General features: G+C 48.7%; 17 protein-coding genes and 2 rRNA genes. 2 read left to right on the top strand and 17 right to left on the bottom strand.

The window, feature by feature from the left end:
- Nucleotides 1-314: 314 nt before the first annotated feature.
- Nucleotides 315-1313 (top strand): DNA-processing protein DprA, encoded by a 999-nt coding sequence (locus GX016_06905; GenBank protein HHT71288.1) that lies wholly within the window; start codon nucleotides 315-317, stop codon nucleotides 1311-1313.
- 183 nt (nucleotides 1314-1496) lie between these two features.
- Here GX016_06905 and secD read toward each other — a convergent pair whose 3' ends face one another.
- The 15 genes from secD to nadE all read right to left on the bottom strand — a co-directional run bounded on the left by secD (nucleotide 1497) and on the right by nadE (nucleotide 14695).
- Nucleotides 1497-3557, bottom strand: a complete 2061-nt coding sequence (gene secD, locus GX016_06910) for a protein translocase subunit SecD (protein ID HHT71289.1) — start codon at nucleotides 3555-3557, stop codon at nucleotides 1497-1499.
- 115 nt (nucleotides 3558-3672) lie between these two features.
- Nucleotides 3673-4230 (bottom strand): GNAT family N-acetyltransferase, encoded by a 558-nt coding sequence (locus GX016_06915; GenBank protein HHT71290.1) that lies wholly within the window; start codon nucleotides 4228-4230, stop codon nucleotides 3673-3675.
- 90 nt (nucleotides 4231-4320) lie between these two features.
- Complete coding sequence (locus tag GX016_06920; GenBank protein HHT71291.1) at nucleotides 4321-5469, bottom strand: D-alanyl-D-alanine carboxypeptidase; 1149 nt, start codon at nucleotides 5467-5469, stop codon at nucleotides 4321-4323.
- Between the two features lie 11 nt (nucleotides 5470-5480).
- Complete coding sequence (locus GX016_06925) at nucleotides 5481-5882, bottom strand: TIGR04086 family membrane protein (GenBank protein ID HHT71292.1); 402 nt, start codon at nucleotides 5880-5882, stop codon at nucleotides 5481-5483.
- Between the two features lie 167 nt (nucleotides 5883-6049).
- Nucleotides 6050-6367 carry a preprotein translocase subunit YajC gene (yajC, locus tag GX016_06930; protein HHT71293.1) on the bottom strand — a complete coding sequence of 106 codons (318 nt, stop codon included), beginning with the start codon at nucleotides 6365-6367 and terminating at the stop codon, nucleotides 6050-6052.
- A gap of 57 nt (nucleotides 6368-6424) precedes the next feature.
- Complete coding sequence (gene tgt / locus GX016_06935) at nucleotides 6425-7567, bottom strand: tRNA guanosine(34) transglycosylase Tgt (GenBank protein ID HHT71294.1); 1143 nt, start codon at nucleotides 7565-7567, stop codon at nucleotides 6425-6427.
- Between the two features lie 11 nt (nucleotides 7568-7578).
- On the bottom strand, nucleotides 7579-8604 hold the full coding sequence (gene queA / locus GX016_06940; protein HHT71295.1) for a tRNA preQ1(34) S-adenosylmethionine ribosyltransferase-isomerase QueA: 1026 nt from the start codon (nucleotides 8602-8604) through the stop codon (nucleotides 7579-7581).
- A gap of 19 nt (nucleotides 8605-8623) precedes the next feature.
- A complete protein-coding gene (locus GX016_06945; protein HHT71296.1) occupies nucleotides 8624-9898 on the bottom strand; it encodes a SpoIID/LytB domain-containing protein in 1275 nt (424 codons plus the stop codon).
- 120 nt (nucleotides 9899-10018) lie between these two features.
- Complete coding sequence (locus GX016_06950; protein HHT71297.1) at nucleotides 10019-10240, bottom strand: DUF2905 domain-containing protein; 222 nt, start codon at nucleotides 10238-10240, stop codon at nucleotides 10019-10021.
- Nucleotides 10240-11271: a Holliday junction branch migration DNA helicase RuvB gene (ruvB, locus tag GX016_06955; GenBank protein HHT71298.1), complete on the bottom strand. Its 1032-nt coding sequence runs from the start codon at nucleotides 11269-11271 to the stop codon at nucleotides 10240-10242. The genes GX016_06950 and ruvB overlap by 1 nt, the downstream gene beginning before the upstream one ends.
- Nucleotides 11272-11279: 8 nt before the next feature.
- The gene (ruvA, locus tag GX016_06960) at nucleotides 11280-11894 is read right to left on the bottom strand and encodes a Holliday junction branch migration protein RuvA (GenBank protein HHT71299.1); all 615 of its coding nucleotides are present in this window, start codon (nucleotides 11892-11894) and stop codon (nucleotides 11280-11282) included.
- On the bottom strand, nucleotides 11854-12360 hold the full coding sequence (gene ruvC / locus GX016_06965; protein HHT71300.1) for a crossover junction endodeoxyribonuclease RuvC: 507 nt from the start codon (nucleotides 12358-12360) through the stop codon (nucleotides 11854-11856). Before ruvC ends, ruvA begins: the two co-directional genes overlap by 41 nt.
- A gap of 72 nt (nucleotides 12361-12432) precedes the next feature.
- Nucleotides 12433-12978, bottom strand: a complete 546-nt coding sequence (locus GX016_06970) for a hypothetical protein (GenBank protein HHT71301.1) — start codon at nucleotides 12976-12978, stop codon at nucleotides 12433-12435.
- Between the two features lie 92 nt (nucleotides 12979-13070).
- Nucleotides 13071-13826 carry a YebC/PmpR family DNA-binding transcriptional regulator gene (locus GX016_06975; GenBank protein HHT71302.1) on the bottom strand — a complete coding sequence of 252 codons (756 nt, stop codon included), beginning with the start codon at nucleotides 13824-13826 and terminating at the stop codon, nucleotides 13071-13073.
- A gap of 146 nt (nucleotides 13827-13972) precedes the next feature.
- On the bottom strand, nucleotides 13973-14695 hold the full coding sequence (gene nadE / locus GX016_06980) for an NAD(+) synthase (protein ID HHT71303.1): 723 nt from the start codon (nucleotides 14693-14695) through the stop codon (nucleotides 13973-13975).
- Between the two features lie 168 nt (nucleotides 14696-14863).
- Between nadE and mgtE the strand changes: the two genes are divergently transcribed.
- A complete protein-coding gene (gene mgtE / locus GX016_06985; GenBank protein ID HHT71304.1) occupies nucleotides 14864-16195 on the top strand; it encodes a magnesium transporter in 1332 nt (443 codons plus the stop codon).
- A gap of 45 nt (nucleotides 16196-16240) precedes the next feature.
- Here the strand turns inward: mgtE and rrf are convergent.
- Together rrf and GX016_06995 are read right to left on the bottom strand one after the other, a co-directional pair.
- Nucleotides 16241-16355 (bottom strand): 5S ribosomal RNA (gene rrf, locus GX016_06990).
- 40 nt (nucleotides 16356-16395) lie between these two features.
- Nucleotides 16396-16468 (bottom strand): 23S ribosomal RNA (locus GX016_06995); the annotation flags it as partial.

Here is a 16468-nt window from a genome sequence, read left to right on the forward strand (position 1 = left end):
CTATGGGTATCCTAATCTCCGAGATTCAGCGTTTGACTACTATTGATGACGTGGATCATGTAGTAAATGAGAGCAAAACAGCGTAATACTACGTCACTCAAATTCCACGGCACCTAGGACAAGCTCGCCAAAATGCCTTTGATGGTTTTTCAGTAATAGAGGATTGCACTAACCGTAGTATTTTACTGATAGATGATATGGTAGATTCAAAATGGACTTTAACAGTATGCGGTTATATGCTTAAGCAAAAAGGTGCAGGATTAGTGTATCCTTTTGCAATAGCATCAAGCGCAGGAATGAGGGGGGCTGAATAGATGAATATCTTAAACGATAGTTATGCAATGCTATTATTATGTTCAGATTTAGCATTGAGAAATTTTGATAATGGCGCTAAGCCTTATACCGTGTCACAGTGGTCACATCTCGCTGAACGTTTATTTCAAAATAATTTTACACCAAGTACACTTTTTGATGTTTCATCTGAGGATATAAGACAAAAGTTAAGCTTATCACATCAGGAAGCTGCACGTATTGAAATGCTTTTGTCACGTGCAGGCCAGTTTGGTATCGAACTATCTGCTTTAAATGAAAAGGGCATATTTACATTGACAAGAAGTGATGCTGATTACCCGATTGCCTTAAAAAACAAATTAAAGAAACTCGCACCACCGATTTTATATTATGCAGGAAATTTGTCTCTTTTATCAAATAATGGTGTGGCTGTTGTTGGGTCAAGAGATTTAGATGAGGCTGGATTAAGATTTACAGAAAAGCTATCAAGACGTTGTACCAATGACGGGTTGAATATTGTATCTGGAGGTGCAAGAGGGGTAGATTCAATTGCGGAAAATGTTGCAAATAACTCTGACGGGACTACCGTGATATTTGTTGCAGATAGTTTGGAAAAAAAAATAAGAAAGAAAGAAACAAGGGAAGCAATAATGAGACGGCAATCAATAATCTTATCATCTTTTAGACCAGATATGCCATTTCAAACATATGCAGCTATGGAAAGAAATAAATATGTGTATGCCCTTTCAGATTATGTGGTTGTTATTTCATCTGATTACAATAAAGGTGGAACCTGGGCTGGAGCAACCGAAAATATAAAGCGCGGTTGGGTTCCGATGTTTGTTAGGAATGAAGATAACATTCCTAAAGGTAATATTAACTTATTAAAAAATAAGGATGTTTACCCAATAAGTCAAGAGATATTAAACAACGAAAGCATTAACATTTTTGACTGGTTTAAGAGCCAAACTATAAAGTCGGAGGATAATATTGAACCACAGCAATTATCTTTGTTTGATTAATCAATTTGTAAAGACTGACGAACCAGGGAAGCGGCATAAGTATTAAAAGAAAGACTGCACTAAAGGTTTTATTCTTCGGTGCAGTCTTTACTTTTGAGTCTCCGCTTGAAGAGAGTCGGTCAAAACTTTGCTTGTTTTCGTAAATCCCTAAGTTGAACTCCCTTTAAGGGGCGCCTTAGTTCGTTAAGCCTGCCTGTGCCAGCTATACCACAGTGGAGAGGCAATAAGGATAGAAGAGTACGTGCCAGCCAAAAGCCCGATAAACAGTGCTAGAGCAAATACTTTGGTGGTTTCACCGCCAAAAATAAGCAGCGCTATCACGGCAAACAGAGTGGTTAAAGCCGTGTTTACCGACCGGGTCAGGGTTTCCACGATGCTTCTGTTTACAAGTTGGGCCAGAGTCTCTTTCTTACTTGCTTTCATATTTTCCCGAATACGGTCAAATACCACAATGGTATCATTGATGGAGTAGCCGACAATGGTTAGAATGGCGGCAATAAACGTGCTATCAACTTCTATATTTAAAATGGCAAATATGCCTATGGTAATCAAAACATCATGCATAAGGGCCAATACACCGGCCACAGCAAACTTGATTTCGAATCGCAAAGCAATGTAAACCAGCATTAAGATAGCGGCAATAGTCAGGGCTAAGAAAGCGTTGTTCTTAAGCTCGCTACTTATTACTGCGCCCACTTTCTCGATCCGTAGAACTTCGTAAGGGCCTATCTTCGCCTTTAACCCGGCCAGCACATCTCGCCGGGCCTCATCGCTAAGCTCTTTGGTACGGATTAAGAACGTTCTGTCACCAGTTTCTTGAAGGGCACTTTTTTCCAGGCTATAGTCGGCCAGTACTAAGCGCACTTGCTCTGAAGAAGCTGTCTGGTCAAACCGCAGCTGTAACAAGGTGCCACCCTGGAATTCGATACCCGGATTCAAACCACCATGCAGCAGGAGAGCCACTAAGCCGATAGCAATAACAAGACCGGACAAGCCAAACGAAGTTTTGCGTTTGCTCACGATATCCAGTTTCATCTTGCTTGATCTTGCTACTCGGACATCCACCGGCAAACCCATATTCACCACTTGGCGCAGCACATATTTGGTAATGAGCACGGCGCTCACCATACTTGCAATAATGCCGACACCCAAAGTAACAGCAAACCCACGAATCGGACCCGTCCCTAAATAGTACAGTACAGCGGCCGCGATCAAAGTGGTTACGTTAGAATCGATAACAGTGGTCATGGCTCTGGTAAAGCCGGCCTCCACTGCTGATCTTATGGTCTTACCATTACGGCGCTCTTCTTTGATCCTTTCAAATATGATAACATTGGCGTCCACGGCCATACCGATGGAGAGGATAAATCCAGCAATCCCCGGCAAGGTGAGAGTAGCATGCAAACCGGCCAGTACTGACATAACTAACAAGACATACACGGTCAGAGCAAAATCGGCCACCAAGCCAAAGATGCCATAATACACTATCATAAAGACCAATACCGCAATCACACCCATCAAAAAAGCATGCTTGCTCTTTTCAATGGAATCTTGTCCTAAAGTCGGGCCCACCGTACGTTGATCGATGACTTCTACTTTAACCGGCAGGGCCCCGGAGCGCAAAGCAATGGCATAGCGCTGTGCTTCTTCAGCCGATTCTATACCATTGATGACCGCCTTACCATCCCGGATAACATCTCTCACCACGGGAGCCGTAACAACCTGCTGGTCCAGTACGATGAAAAGCGGTTGTCCAAGGTTGGCTTCCGTGGCCGCGGCAAACAATTTGCTTCCTTGAGCGTTGAATTCTAACGCCACTACTGGTTTGTTGTCCCGATCATAAATAAAGCGGGCATCTTTCAGGTCTTTACCTGTGAGCCACACTTTCCCGTTCTTGTCGGCAAACTGCAGTTCTGCCGTCATTTTGATTACTCGCACTGCTTCTTCCGAATCCTTTAAGCCCGGAAGTTCTACAATGATACGATGAGACCCTCCCGGTATAATCAGCGGTTCAGTAACACCAAATTGATTAATACGGTCGTTAATAATCCGCATAACCCCTTGCCGGGCCTGTTCATCCACTTTGGCTTCCGGTGTATCCACCAAATTAAGCACCAAGTGCGTACCGCCGCGGAGGTCCAAACCCAACCTAATGTTATTCTTGATAGGCTCAAGTGCTCCTAGCCCCAGCAGGGCTACCGCTACCACAACTACTATTAATTTCGCTCCATTGGCCCACTTCAATACCGTTTCCTCCTTTTCCCCTACCACTACCAAGAACAAATCTTAGTAATACGTCTTGACAAAACTTGTTTCAATACATTGTTCACCATATTATAGCGATGGTGCCGGCCGCTTGTCAATTGATGGTATTAGAGCAAAATCGAGCTCTTTCTTTAAACATCTTATGGTCTATGTACATAAGATAAATGTCACGGTTCTGTCCCCCGTAGCGATACCGATTTCTTAGCACGGCTTCTTTCTTAAATCCACACCGTATATAGCAGCGAAGCGCTCGGGTATTGTACTGATACACCCTCAAGTAGACTCGCTTAAGCCTGAGCTCCTTAAAAGCAGCCACTAGAGCCAGTTTGAGAGCCTGGGTGCCAAAACCTAAACCCCGATAAGCAGGATTGCCGATACATATCTTCACTTCTGCTTCTCGGGTACGCCAGCTAATTTGGTTCAGCTCTACTTCGCCGATAAAACCGGCCTCTTCCGTTTCAATGGCCCACAAACGATTGTTCGATTGTCCCAGCAACTCTGCACAGCGCTCTTGATATGTAATACTGCTGTCATCTGTGTCAAACCCGAAAAAATAGCCGATCTCAGCATCTTGGTCCCAAGCAGCCATGTGCCGAAGATCGCCCTTCACTAGGGGTCTCAGGTACACTTCTTCCTTATCTTTGTCCAGCACTGCCTTTACCTCCCAATAGGTGAAAATACCCTAACATATTCGGCAGTGCCTGTCCTTTTCCTCTCGGTAATTTGAACCAGGATGTTTAGTTCACAACCATTTCCAAGTTCTGAGCCGGTATAAGAGAGGCCGGTAAATATACCACAGAAGCATAGTAAGCGGCGTCTTTGGCGCCACAGTGGCTGCGGCTATCAAATTTGTCCGAGCCAGTAACTCATTTCGGAGCCAAACCTGAATTTCCCCCACCTTCTCACCGCGGTTCACCGGTGCTCTTAGATTCGGTAGCGGCAACCATGAGACGACCACCTGCTCGGTCAGCTCTTTGGGCACCGTCACGTACAGGTCGGATGCCGATCGGGCACAAATAACCGGTTCCAACGCGTGCACTAACGGCAAATATGCAACCTGGCCGGCAGAAGCCAGCTTTAGCAATCTGGTAAAGTCAAAGCCATAGTCCAGTAAGGCGGTAGCATCACTCCACCGATCGTCGCTATGTAGAACCACCGCCACTAACTGCCTTCCTCCTCTGCTAGCCGAAGCTATCAGGCACTGGCCTGCTGCCTCTGTGGTACCGGTCTTGACACCATCGCAACCGCTGTAGCTCCAAAGCAAACGATTCGTACTAAAAAAGGCTCTGGTCTCCCTGGGTTCATGAGGTACCTTTTCCTTGCTGCGCACAATCTCCTGAAACTTGCTATTGCGAAGAGCATACCGCGCAACAGCTCCCAAATCATAGGCCGTAGTATAGTGATTAGGAACAGACAGTCCATGGGGATTTACAAAATTGGTATCCCACGCACCAATAGCCTTTGCTTTTCTATTCTGCAGCTTGGAGAAACCTTCTTCATCTCCGGACAAATGCTCGGCAATGGCAACACAAGCATCATTTCCCGACTCCAGTAAAGCACCCCAAATTAGCTCTTCTAACGTAAGCTTTTCCCCGGGCTGTAAATAGATACTGGAGCCTTCGGTGTAGCTAGCGTTGGGACTTGCTGTTACTATGTCACTCAACCTGCCTTTTTCCAACGCAATGATAGCAGTTAAAATCTTAGTGGTGCTAGCCGGAGGCCGCTGCTCGTATGGCCATCGACCGTAAAGAATGCTGCCGGTCCGGGCATCTAGGACCACGGCAGCATCAGCGGTAACGTCAGGCGCACCGGTACAATATCCGTGAGTTATAACAACTACTAAGATTAGCTTAAGTGTAACCCAAAAAACTAGACTAAAGCGCCTGTACATAGGTGAACCCCCTACAAGTTAGCTCCAACAGCTCCACCGCCTAAACCTAGCAACGCCCCCGGCAGTATTCGCCACAGTATTATCCCGGTCAAAGTCGGCCGAACCGGTAAGAAGAAGGTGCCGGCAACAGACACAATAACCATAAACAGTATACCTGCAGTTAGGCCGTGAACCCATCCCGATTGACCCGCTACCCGCCCAGCCACTATACCGGTTATGAGCGCTGTTAAGTATTGGGCCACAAAAGCCAATAGGGGTAGTCGTGTTTCTAAATTTCCGTAGAAGCTAATGACTGTGGTCACTAGTAAGGCCAAGCCCCCATATGCTACCGTAGCTAACACTATTGCCTTGATCACTGCTCGAAGAGAAAACCCCAGCCGTGTCTCTGGTTCTCTCCAGGGACTCGTTTTCATTTGCCCTCACCTCACCCGTTATTTGATCCTCATGGTAATGTACGCTTCGGGATCGAATAGAATGACAGTGAACTAGCAAAAAACAGGCTTAACGCCTGTTTCTGCCGGGATCAGTTGTTCAGTTCTTCGGTCCTGCCCATTTGATCTTGTTTTCTGAACGCAAAATCTTATGCATTCTCTTCGTTCGCGTTCTCTTCTGCTGTCTTAGTTTCCTTGGTCTTAGCCTCTTTGAGCACATAGCCTACCGCGTCGCGATTAAGTCGCAGCTCCAGGTTATCCGCCACCTTAAGCCGAACTTGGTGTTCTTTAACATCGGTTAGCTTGCCGTGGATGCCACCAATGGTGACTACCTTGTCCCCTTTTGTCAAGGAGTTCAGCATTTCTTGGCGCTCTTTCCGCTGCTTTTGTTGTGGTCGAATGAGGAAAAGATAGAAAATGACAAAAAAGATTATCATGGGCAGTAGACCGGTTAATTGTTGTGGCACCAAAATCCCTCCCTGGATTATCTTACTAATTCTTCGCCGAGAACACTCAAAATCCTCTTAGCAGCAAGACGATTTTTCCTCTTTTACCCTTGGCATCTTATATTTCCCCAAAAAATCCTTCTTAGCCACCAGGAAACGGTCTTGTTCAATAGCTGCGCGGATTGTTTCCATAAGCGAAGCCAAGAAGTACAGATTATGATAGGTAGTGAGCCTAATCCCCAACACCTCATTAGCCTTGATTAAGTGTCTGATATAGGCGCGGGAATAGTTACGGCAGACGTAGCAGCAACACTCTGAGTCCAACGGCCGAAAATCCCTGGCATAAGCCGCATTTCTTACCACCAACCTACCCTGGGTAGTAAAAACCGTACCATTTCTGGCGATCCGGGTCGGCAGTACGCAATCGAACATATCGATACCTCGTTCTACACCTTCCCAAAGGCAGTCTGGGCTGCCAACACCCATAAGGTAGCGTGGTTTGCTTAGCGGCAAACGAGGTGCAACTAAATCCAGTATGCGGTACATCTCATTCTTGGGTTCACCGACACTGAGTCCGCCGACGGCATAACCGGAAAAGTCCAGTTCCAGCAGTTGATCCGTGCTTTTCAACCGCAGATCGTCAAAGCAGCTACCCTGTACTATACCAAAGAGGGCCTGATCTTTTCTGCGGTGGACCAGCTTGGCTCTCTGGGCCCAGGAAGTAGTGCGCCTAAGCGCAGCTGCGGCCGATTCGTAATCGATGGGATAAGGCACACATTCATCGAGTACCATGGCGATATCCGAACCAAGCAATTCTTGCACCTCAACCGCCTTTTCCGGCGTAAAGTAATGCAAGGAGCCATCAATATGGGAACGAAACAGAGCCCCTTCGTCGGTGATTTCTCTTAGGTTGCCCAAACTAAAAATCTGAAACCCACCGCTGTCGGTTAAGATCGGCCCTTCCCAGTGCATAAAACTGTGGAGCCCACCTGCTTCAGCAATAAGGTCAGCTCCGGGACGAAGGTAGAGATGATATGTGTTACTTAGGATTACTTCGGCTCCCAGTTCGCAGACTTCTTCCGGAGTTAAAGTCTTGACTGTGGCTTGAGTCCCAACCGGCATAAAGGCGGGCGTCTGGACCGAGCCGTGAGCAGTGTGAAAAACGCCACGGCGGGCAGCGCATTGACTGCTGCGGGCCAATTCTTGAAACCCTAAATCCATTTCGTTCCTCCTTAAATGATGAACATGGCATCGCCAAAGCTAAAGAAGCGATATCTTTCTAGCACAGCCTCTTTATAAGCAGCCATGATATTGTCATAGCCTGCGAACGCTGCCACCAACATTAGCAGTGAGGACTTAGGCAAATGGAAGTTGGTAATCAAAGCATCTATGATCTTAAACTGAAAGCCGGGGTAAATAAAAAGATCCGTGCAGCTCTCTTGGGATTCAATCCAACCACTGAATCCAGCAGCCTCCAAGGTGCGGACGACAGTGGTACCAACTGCGATTACCCGACGTCCTTCACTCTTTGCTTTGTTAATGGCTTCGGCCGTCTCGGGTGAAATGCTATAACGTTCCTCATGCATGTGGTGCGCTGCAATATTCGCTTCACGCACCGGGCGGAAAGTACCGAGCCCTACATCCAGTGTTATGAATGAAGTTTCAACCCCCAGCGATTTGATCCTAGCTAACAGTTCCGGGGTAAAATGCAAGCCAGCCGTGGGAGCGGCAGCCGATCCGAGATGTCTGGCATAGACAGTCTGATAGCGCTCCGGATCAGGCAGTTTCGTATGAATGTAAGGAGGTAACGGCACTCGACCCAGTTCGGTTAGAAGAGCGATAAATTCAAGTCCTCGGTGATTAAAAGCAATAATTCTGCCGCCTTCCTCCGTTCTGTCTAACACCTCGGCTGTCAGTTCTCCTTGACCGAATACAAGTTCTTCGCCAGGAAGGCAGCGCCGACCCGGCCTAACCAAGGTCTCCCACTGTCCGGGAGCAATCTCTTTCAGCAACAATACTTCGACCTTTCCGCCTGATTGGCCTCGCCGCCCTAACAGGCGGGCTGGTAGCACGCGGGTATCATTCATAACTAATAAGTCACCGGGCATCAAATAGGTAGGCAAATCCCGAAAGACTGTGTGCTTCATGGTTCCCTGGTGGCGGTCTATAACTAACAAGCAACTTTCGTCGCGATGTTCTATCGGTACTTGAGCAATGAGCTCTGGCGGTAAATCATAATCGAAATCTTCCAGCCGCAAACTATGACGCTCCTCGCACTTAAAATGAGTATGGCTCTATTGTAACCCCTTTATAATAATGGGTCAAAATCTGAGTAAAGAAGTCCTTGTCAGCTAGTAACTCGTTTTCGGCTAAGACCTTGGCTCCCCACTGGGATAAACCAACCCCATGACCATAACCACGCCCCTTAAGTACGATGGCACGTCCTCCTCCGCCTCGGCTAACATCCCCGGAAGTTCTGGATGAGAGAATCTTGGGTCCCCCTGCTGTGACAACATGCGTACCTGAGGCAACACTAGTGACAAAAGAACCCTTGGTAGATTGGGCCAAAACGGTAATTTTCAGCTGCTCGGACCAAGCTGTATCCTCCTGGACATTAAATAACGTACTCTTTAGATTCAACACCTGTCGCAAGCGTGTACCTGCAACCACTGCAGTCCCGTAACTACCGCGCACAGACACCGAGGCCGCACGCCCAGAAGGAGTCCGCTCCAGGATTTCTAGCTGCTGTACTGGTCCTATAGGGTAGCCCGCCTCAGCTAAGCGCACACCAAGTTCCTCAGGACTGAAACTTTCCTGCCACGAAGCATAAGGGCCGGACAACTCCAGTTCATCTTCCACCACTGTTAGATAGGGGCGATCATGCCCCCAGGCGGCACCGGCCGTCTCCGTACGGCCACCGGAGCTGGCGTGAAAGTAAGCGTCAATCAGACCTCCGTTGTACTTGAGAACCAGGCCGGCAGTGTCCTTAACTGCTATCGATGAAGTAGTGCTCTCGGCGCTTACCCCTCCATACACCTGACAATGAGAGGTATCGCACAGGCCAAAGCCATCCCCTTGATGCCGATTTGCGTTTCTTAGAGCAAAGGTCCTGGCCGCCACTGCTTGAGCCTTGAGGGCTTCCAGAGGCCAGGAAGGTGACATTTCAAGGGGTACCACACCAAGCAAGTACTCTTCTAGATCAAGTTCGTTCACAATCCTGATCCTATTGTCTGCTGCGCTCACGACAAGATCTCCCCGGTAAGGCTTGCCATTCACCTGCAAACAAGACCCGGCACCGCTTCTGCTTGGCACCGCATGCAGCACGGGAAAGGAAGCGCCGCTCAGCCACACTTGTCCACCACTAGCTGTCAGCTCTAAACTGCTACGATCGTCAACCTGAGCTATCACATGGCCGGTAGCATCAAGTAGCAAACCGCTTCCTCCTATCTCGACAGCAGACCCACTTACCGAAAGCCCTACTCGCACCTTGGCCGCGGCCTTTGCACCAGGTGTCATCATTAACAGCAGCAGGGCTGTTACCAGGAAAGTCACCCCAATAGTCCGCCTATTAAGAGTTCTGCCCACACCCTCACCCCTAAGCTATAAATAACTGAACGTCACCGTACAGTGCCGGTAACTAACCGGGCCTGAAACACCCATATCCGATAAAAGTCAGCGGCGAAAAAACCTCATGATAAGACTCAAGATAATGCTTAGAATTATGCAAGTAAAGATAGGAAAGTAAAAAGTGAAATTGCCACGCTGTACTAATATGTCTCCCGGTAACCGTCCAAAAGGAAAGAGGCGGCTACCAAATGTGATCAAGGCTCCAAAAAAGAACAACGAGCCGCCGACAACCATGAGTAGTTTACCAACAGAGTCAAAACAAGGCATCACTCATTCCCCCTTATCTCTATCTGCTCTAACTGCAGCGGCGCGCTTAGGCCTAAGTGCTGGTAAGCCAAGGGGGTGGCCATGCGGCCCCGGGCTGTGCGCATGATCAGCCCTTGTTGAAGTAAAAAGGGCTCGTATACTTCCTCAATGGTACCAGCATCCTCACTTAGTATTGCCGCCAGTGTATCTAACCCAACCGGGCCACCGCCAAAATTATTAATTAGTGCCTGCAGCAACTGTCGGTCAGAACGGTCAAGTCCTAACGGATCTACCTCTAATGAGTTCAGGGCTGCTCGAGTTGTATCCACTGAGATAATATCTTCGGACTTGACTTGAGCAAAGTCACGCACCCGTTTTAGCAGACGGTTAGCTATACGCGGTGTACCCCGTGCCCGGCTGGCCACTTCCAGAGCTGCCTCCGGAATAATGCTAACGCCCAAGACAGCCGCGGTGCGAAACACAATCTCCTGCAAGGCTTCCGGTCGGTAATACTCCAATCGGGCCACAACCCCAAACCGGTCTCGCAGCGGAGAAGTAAGTAGCCCGATGCGTGTAGTGGCCCCGACTAAAGTGAAGTGGGCCAGATCAAGACGTAACGAGCGGGCACTCGGGCCTTTCCCCACCACAATATCTAGAGCGTAGTCCTCCATGGCCGGGTACAGTATTTCCTCTACAGTCCGGCTCAAGCGATGAATCTCATCTACAAACAGTACATCTCCTCGATTCAGACCGGTAAGAATGGCCGCCAAATCGCCGGGCCGCTCAATAGCAGGTCCGGAAGTTATCTTAACATTTACCCCCAGCTCGCGGCCGATAATGCGAGCCAACGTTGTTTTCCCTAACCCGGGGGGGCCATAAAGCAAAACATGGTCTAGAGTTTCACCTCTAAGCAGCGCCGCTTGGATAAAAACCTCCAAATTCGCCTTTGCCCGTTCTTGGCCCACGAAATCCTGCAGACGCTGCGGACGTAAAGTAATCTCTAGCTCCTTGTCCCCCGGCAGAGCTTCACCGGCAACAATCCTCTTTTGCATAGATAACTCTACCTCTCCCTTAGAACTTCTAAAGCGGCCCGCACTCGCTGGGCCGTATCATCGCTACTTTCCCCATGAGCTAGCGCCTGCCTCACTTCCTCCCCGGTATAGCCTAACTGCAGCAGTGCAGCTACCGCCAAATCTGGGTCGGTAGCAGGCAGGTGATCGATATCCGCTTCCTGTCCCAGTCGGCGTAGCTTGTCTTTCAGTTCCAACATTATTCTTTGTGCCGTCTTCTTGCCAACACCGCTTACTTGCAGCAAGGAAGCAGTGTCCCCACCATTGACTGCCTGGATAAAAGCCGCCGCCGTAAATGTGGACAAAACGGCTTGTGCCGTCCTGGGCCCAATACCCCCCACATCTAACAGCAACATGAATACAGAACGTTCCAGAGAAGAAGCGAAGCCGAACAATGCTAACTTGTCTTCCCGAACATGAAGATAGGTATAGACTTTGCACATCTCCCCCACCGGTGGCAGTTCTTCGGAGGTGGTAGCAGTAGTATTAATGGCAAATCCCAACCCGCCTACTTCTAGCACAGCACTATCAGGCGTCTTATGTATCAACACACCCCGGATGTACTCAAACAGCCCCGTCACCCCCCGATCGCAAGCAGTGCTCAAATCGAGCCACCTGGGCATGACAAAAGGCCACGGCCAGAGCATCAGCCGCATCATCTGGTTTGGGGAGATCACCGAGACCCAGGGTTTGCTGAAGCATTATCTGAACCTGCCGCTTTTCCGCCCGGCCGTAGCCCACCACAGCCTGCTTAACCTGCGGTGGTGTATATTCAAACACCGGTATACCCCGCTCGGCACACAAGAGTAGAACTACCCCCCGAGCTTCGGCCACTGAAAACGCGGTGCGCACATTTTTGTTGAAAAACAATGCCTCTATGGCCACGGCCCGGGGTTGGGCCGCTAGCACCTGGGCCAACTGCTCGTATAAACAAAGTAACCTCTGCGGCGAAGACAGGTCGGCCGGTGTCTCCAAACAACCGAAACTGCGGACTTCCAGTCGCCCCGCCTCCTGCTTTACCAGGGCATAACCCAAGCGAGCAATACCCGGATCCACACCACAAATAAGCATTCGTCTCGCCTCCTCCAACATTTTTCTACAATCTACTGACAAAACCCTGCTGCAGAAAAAAAATCAGGCCTGTTAGTTCATCAGGCCTTCTAGGACTTGTAACAGTTCTTCTTGACTATTTACCGGGATCCCCAATTTCAGATCGGACACAGCCTGGGGAGGTAGTCTTTCCATGCGTATCGGCGTTCGTTCTCTCAGTTGCCGCGGCCCCCCCGGCAGCCCGTAAAATACCGCCACCTCCTCGCCGTCTAAGCCCACAAAGATGTGCCTCTTGCACTCAGGGCATAGCCCCGGCTCGTGATTGAATATCCGCAGTCTTTCTTCACTGACTTGGTAAGTAGCGGCATTATTGAGTTGGGCCAGTTCCTTAGGGCTGAGCAACCTAAACTCAGCGGATAGTTCCTGCTCCTTCTCAACCCTATGCCCACACCCTTCATACTGGCGATCCTCCACCAGAATGGGCGGAGCCTTAGGCATAGTTGCTGTTTGTTGACTGTCATGACGCTTAGGCACATTTCCAGCCCATTTGACCGCGACAACAATAAGAATTGCTCCAGTTAACATGATAAAAATAGCAACACGCCGCCAAGTCCGGGAATTGTAGTGCAAAGAACGCATAAGATCCCCCCACATCACTGCGTTGCTTATCAGTACAGTATTCCCGTTCCCGAGCTAACGTATACAAAGAAAGCGCCCTCTCGGCGCTTTCTTTACTGCTCTAGTTCAGCCAAAACATCATCTGGAATGTCAAAGTTGGCGTAAATCTCCTGGACATCATCATGCTCTTCCAGTTCCTCCATGAGTTTAAGTGTGCGCTCGGCGTCATTTCGGTCGAGCCTCACCGTGTTCTGGGGAATCCGAGCAATCTTAGCCTCCGTAAACTTATACCCCTTGGCGGCCAGGGACTCCTCTACCTCAACAAACTCAGCCGGTTCCGTTAGAATTTCGATGGTTTGTTCATCGTCTTGGACGTCTTCAGCCCCGGCATCCAGAGCATCCATCATCACTTCGTCTATATCTTTTTCTAACCCATCCTGTTCCAAGATCAAACTGCCTTTCTGCGTGAACATCCAAGCTACACAACCGCCTTCGCCTAGATTTCCACCATGTCGGGAAAAAATATGACGAATCTCTGAAGCAGTACGGTTCCTGTTATCGGTTAGAAGCTCCAGCATGACAGCCACGCCTCCCGGACCGTAGCCTTCATAAACTAACTCCTCTAGATTAGCTCCGTCCTGGGCACCACTGGCGCGTTGGATTACCCGCATAATATTATCGTTAGGCATATTGGCTACTCGCGCTTTGTCTATCGCCATTTTCAACCTAAAGTTTGTCTCCGGATCAGAACCCCCATGCCGCACGGCCACCATAATCTCCCGACCAAGACGGGTAAATACCCGACCTTTGGCCGCGTCGGCTTTCGCTTTCCTATGCTTAATATTAGACCACTTAGAATGTCCGGCCATAGATTCACCTCGCTTTAGAAACGCGCAGCCGGGAATCTACGCGTGTTAGAATAGCAGCTCGCTACTCTCGCCTTCAATTCTACCACGAAATCATCGATAATTAAAGGATCTCACGATGCTTTGGCTTCGGCTTCTGCCTGCACCGACTAAAAATCCGGACGCGGTGCCGGCTTGCGCTTGTGCTCACTTCTTTGCTTCAAATCCAAAATGCGCCGGGCCGTTTTTGACGATGCCTGTCCAGTTAATATAAAACAATCAAGATCGTCATAACTAAGTCCCATCTCCGCTTCATCTGTTTGCCCAGTCCATAATCCGGCCGAAGGCGGCTTGGTAATTATTTCTTTCGGTATACCCAAGTGCTGGGCCAAATCTCTTGCCTGTCTCTTAACCAAGTTACCTAGTGGCAAGATGTCTCCCACGTCACCATATTTAGTGAAGTATCCCACCGTCAGTTCGCTTTTGTTGCTACTTCCCGCCACTAAATAACCATGCTGGGCCGCCAGATAGTATAATGTAACCATACGCAGTCTTGACTTTAGATTAGCGGCAGCCAGTTGTTTTGGTTCATCCTGATCTACCTGACGTAACATGCCAAACAGGATATCGTACACTTGATCCAGAACAATCTCATATACAGGCAGAGTCAATTCTTGTGCTACTAACCGAGCATGAACCCCATCCTCATGGTCGCTGTAACATGGCATAATGACACCCAATGAGGCTTCCGGAAACGCTCGCTTGGCCAAACCGGCTACTACCGCCGAGTCCAAACCTCCGCTGAGCCCAAACACTACGCCCTTTCCTCCGGCGGCCACTACTTGGTATCTTATCCACCGCGTGAGCTTATCGGCCAGCACAACAGTGCTCATCAGCATCATCCCCTTCTAATCCTGTCAACGTCACTATATCATTTTCATTTAGCTGGGGTCAACGAAGGTTAATACGGCAATGATAACAATGAGCTGCCAGCCCAATGTTGTTCGGCCGCTACAATTACCAGAACTTGAAGCTATACATCGTGCAAAGGAGGGAATGTTATGCAGCAGATAATGGATCTGGTTGAGCGCAATTCATACGCTCATGCCAGAGCATTGCTCATGGACATGAACGCCGTGGATGTAGCCCTCGTGTTGGAGGAATTGCCACTGGAAACATCTTTAATACTGTTTCGGATCCTACCTAAAGACACCGCTGCCAGTGTGTTTTCCTATATGTCTCATGACCAACAAAAATACGTGGTGGAAAACATAACTGACCGAGAAATTCGTTCTATTTTGGCTGAACTTCACTTTGATGACACTGTGGATTTCTTGGAAGAAATGCCCGCTAATTTCGTTAAGAAAGTATTGAGGCACGCCGATGAGAATACTCGCCGCCTGCTGAACCAATTTCTGAATTATCCTGAGAACTCAGCTGGCAGCTTGATGACTATTGAATTTGTAGATCTCAAGAAGGAAATGACCGTAGAGCAGGCCTTGAAGCATATCAAAACAACCGGCCTCGACAAAGAAACTATCGACACTTGCTATGTAATCGATAACGAACGTACCCTTGAAGGAATAGTGACCATACGAAGAATTATTCTAAGTGACGAAGACGACCTGGTAAGAAACATAATGGAGACAAATATCACCTTCGTACACACTCTGGACGATCAAGAAGGCGTGGCTGCGAAGTTTATGAAATACGATTTGCTCTCCATGCCGGTGGTAGATAACGAGAATCGTCTGGTGGGAATAATCACCGTAGACGACATTCTCGACATTATTGAGGAAGAGGCCACGGAAGACTTTCAATTGATGGCCGGTATTTCACCGGTGGAAGAAGAGTACCTAAAGACCGGTGCCCTAACCCTAGCCAAACACCGCGTAGGCTGGCTACTGGTCTTAATGCTCTCGGCCACATTTACAGCCAACATCGTCAAGAGATTTGAAGGCGTTTTGCAATCATCAGTCCTATTGGCTGCTTTTATACCTATGCTCATGGATACCGGTGGCAATGCCGGTTCTCAGTCTTCTACCCTAGTCATCCGCGGGATCGCCCTGGGGGAAATAGAATCCAACGACGTTCTTAAGATAATTCTCAAGGAATTACTTGTCGGCACAGTGGTAGGAATTATACTGGCGGGAGTGAATCTCGTGCGTCTTTATTACCTACAAAAAGTGCCGTTGCCCATAGCCGCAGCCGTCTGTATCAGTTTGTTCTTTACTGTATTGTTATCCAAAGTAGTAGGCGGAATTTTACCCATCCTAGCCAAGCGCTTTAACGTAGATCCAGCTATCATGGCCAGTCCCCTTATTACCACTATTGTCGACGCCGCCGCTCTGATGATATATTTTTCCACCGCCTCCAATCTCCTAAGCATTTAACTTAAAAGGCCCGCACTTTTAGAAAAGTGCGGGCCTTAAAATATTTTCCGGCAACGACCTACTCTCCCAGGGGATAACCCCAAGTACCATCGGCGCTGGAGGGCTTAACGGCCGTGTTCGAGATGGGAACGGGTGTGGCCCCTCCGCTCATGCCACCGGAAAGATATATACTGCACCCTAAAAACAGAGAGCGAACCACAGTAGTCAAGTCCTCGACCTATTAGTACCGGTCCGCTAAGACGATTGCCCGCCTTACACTCCCGGCCTATCAAC

This window comes from Bacillota bacterium (assembly GCA_012837285.1).
Taxonomy (GTDB): domain Bacteria; phylum Bacillota; class DTU030; order DUMP01; family DUMP01; genus DUNI01.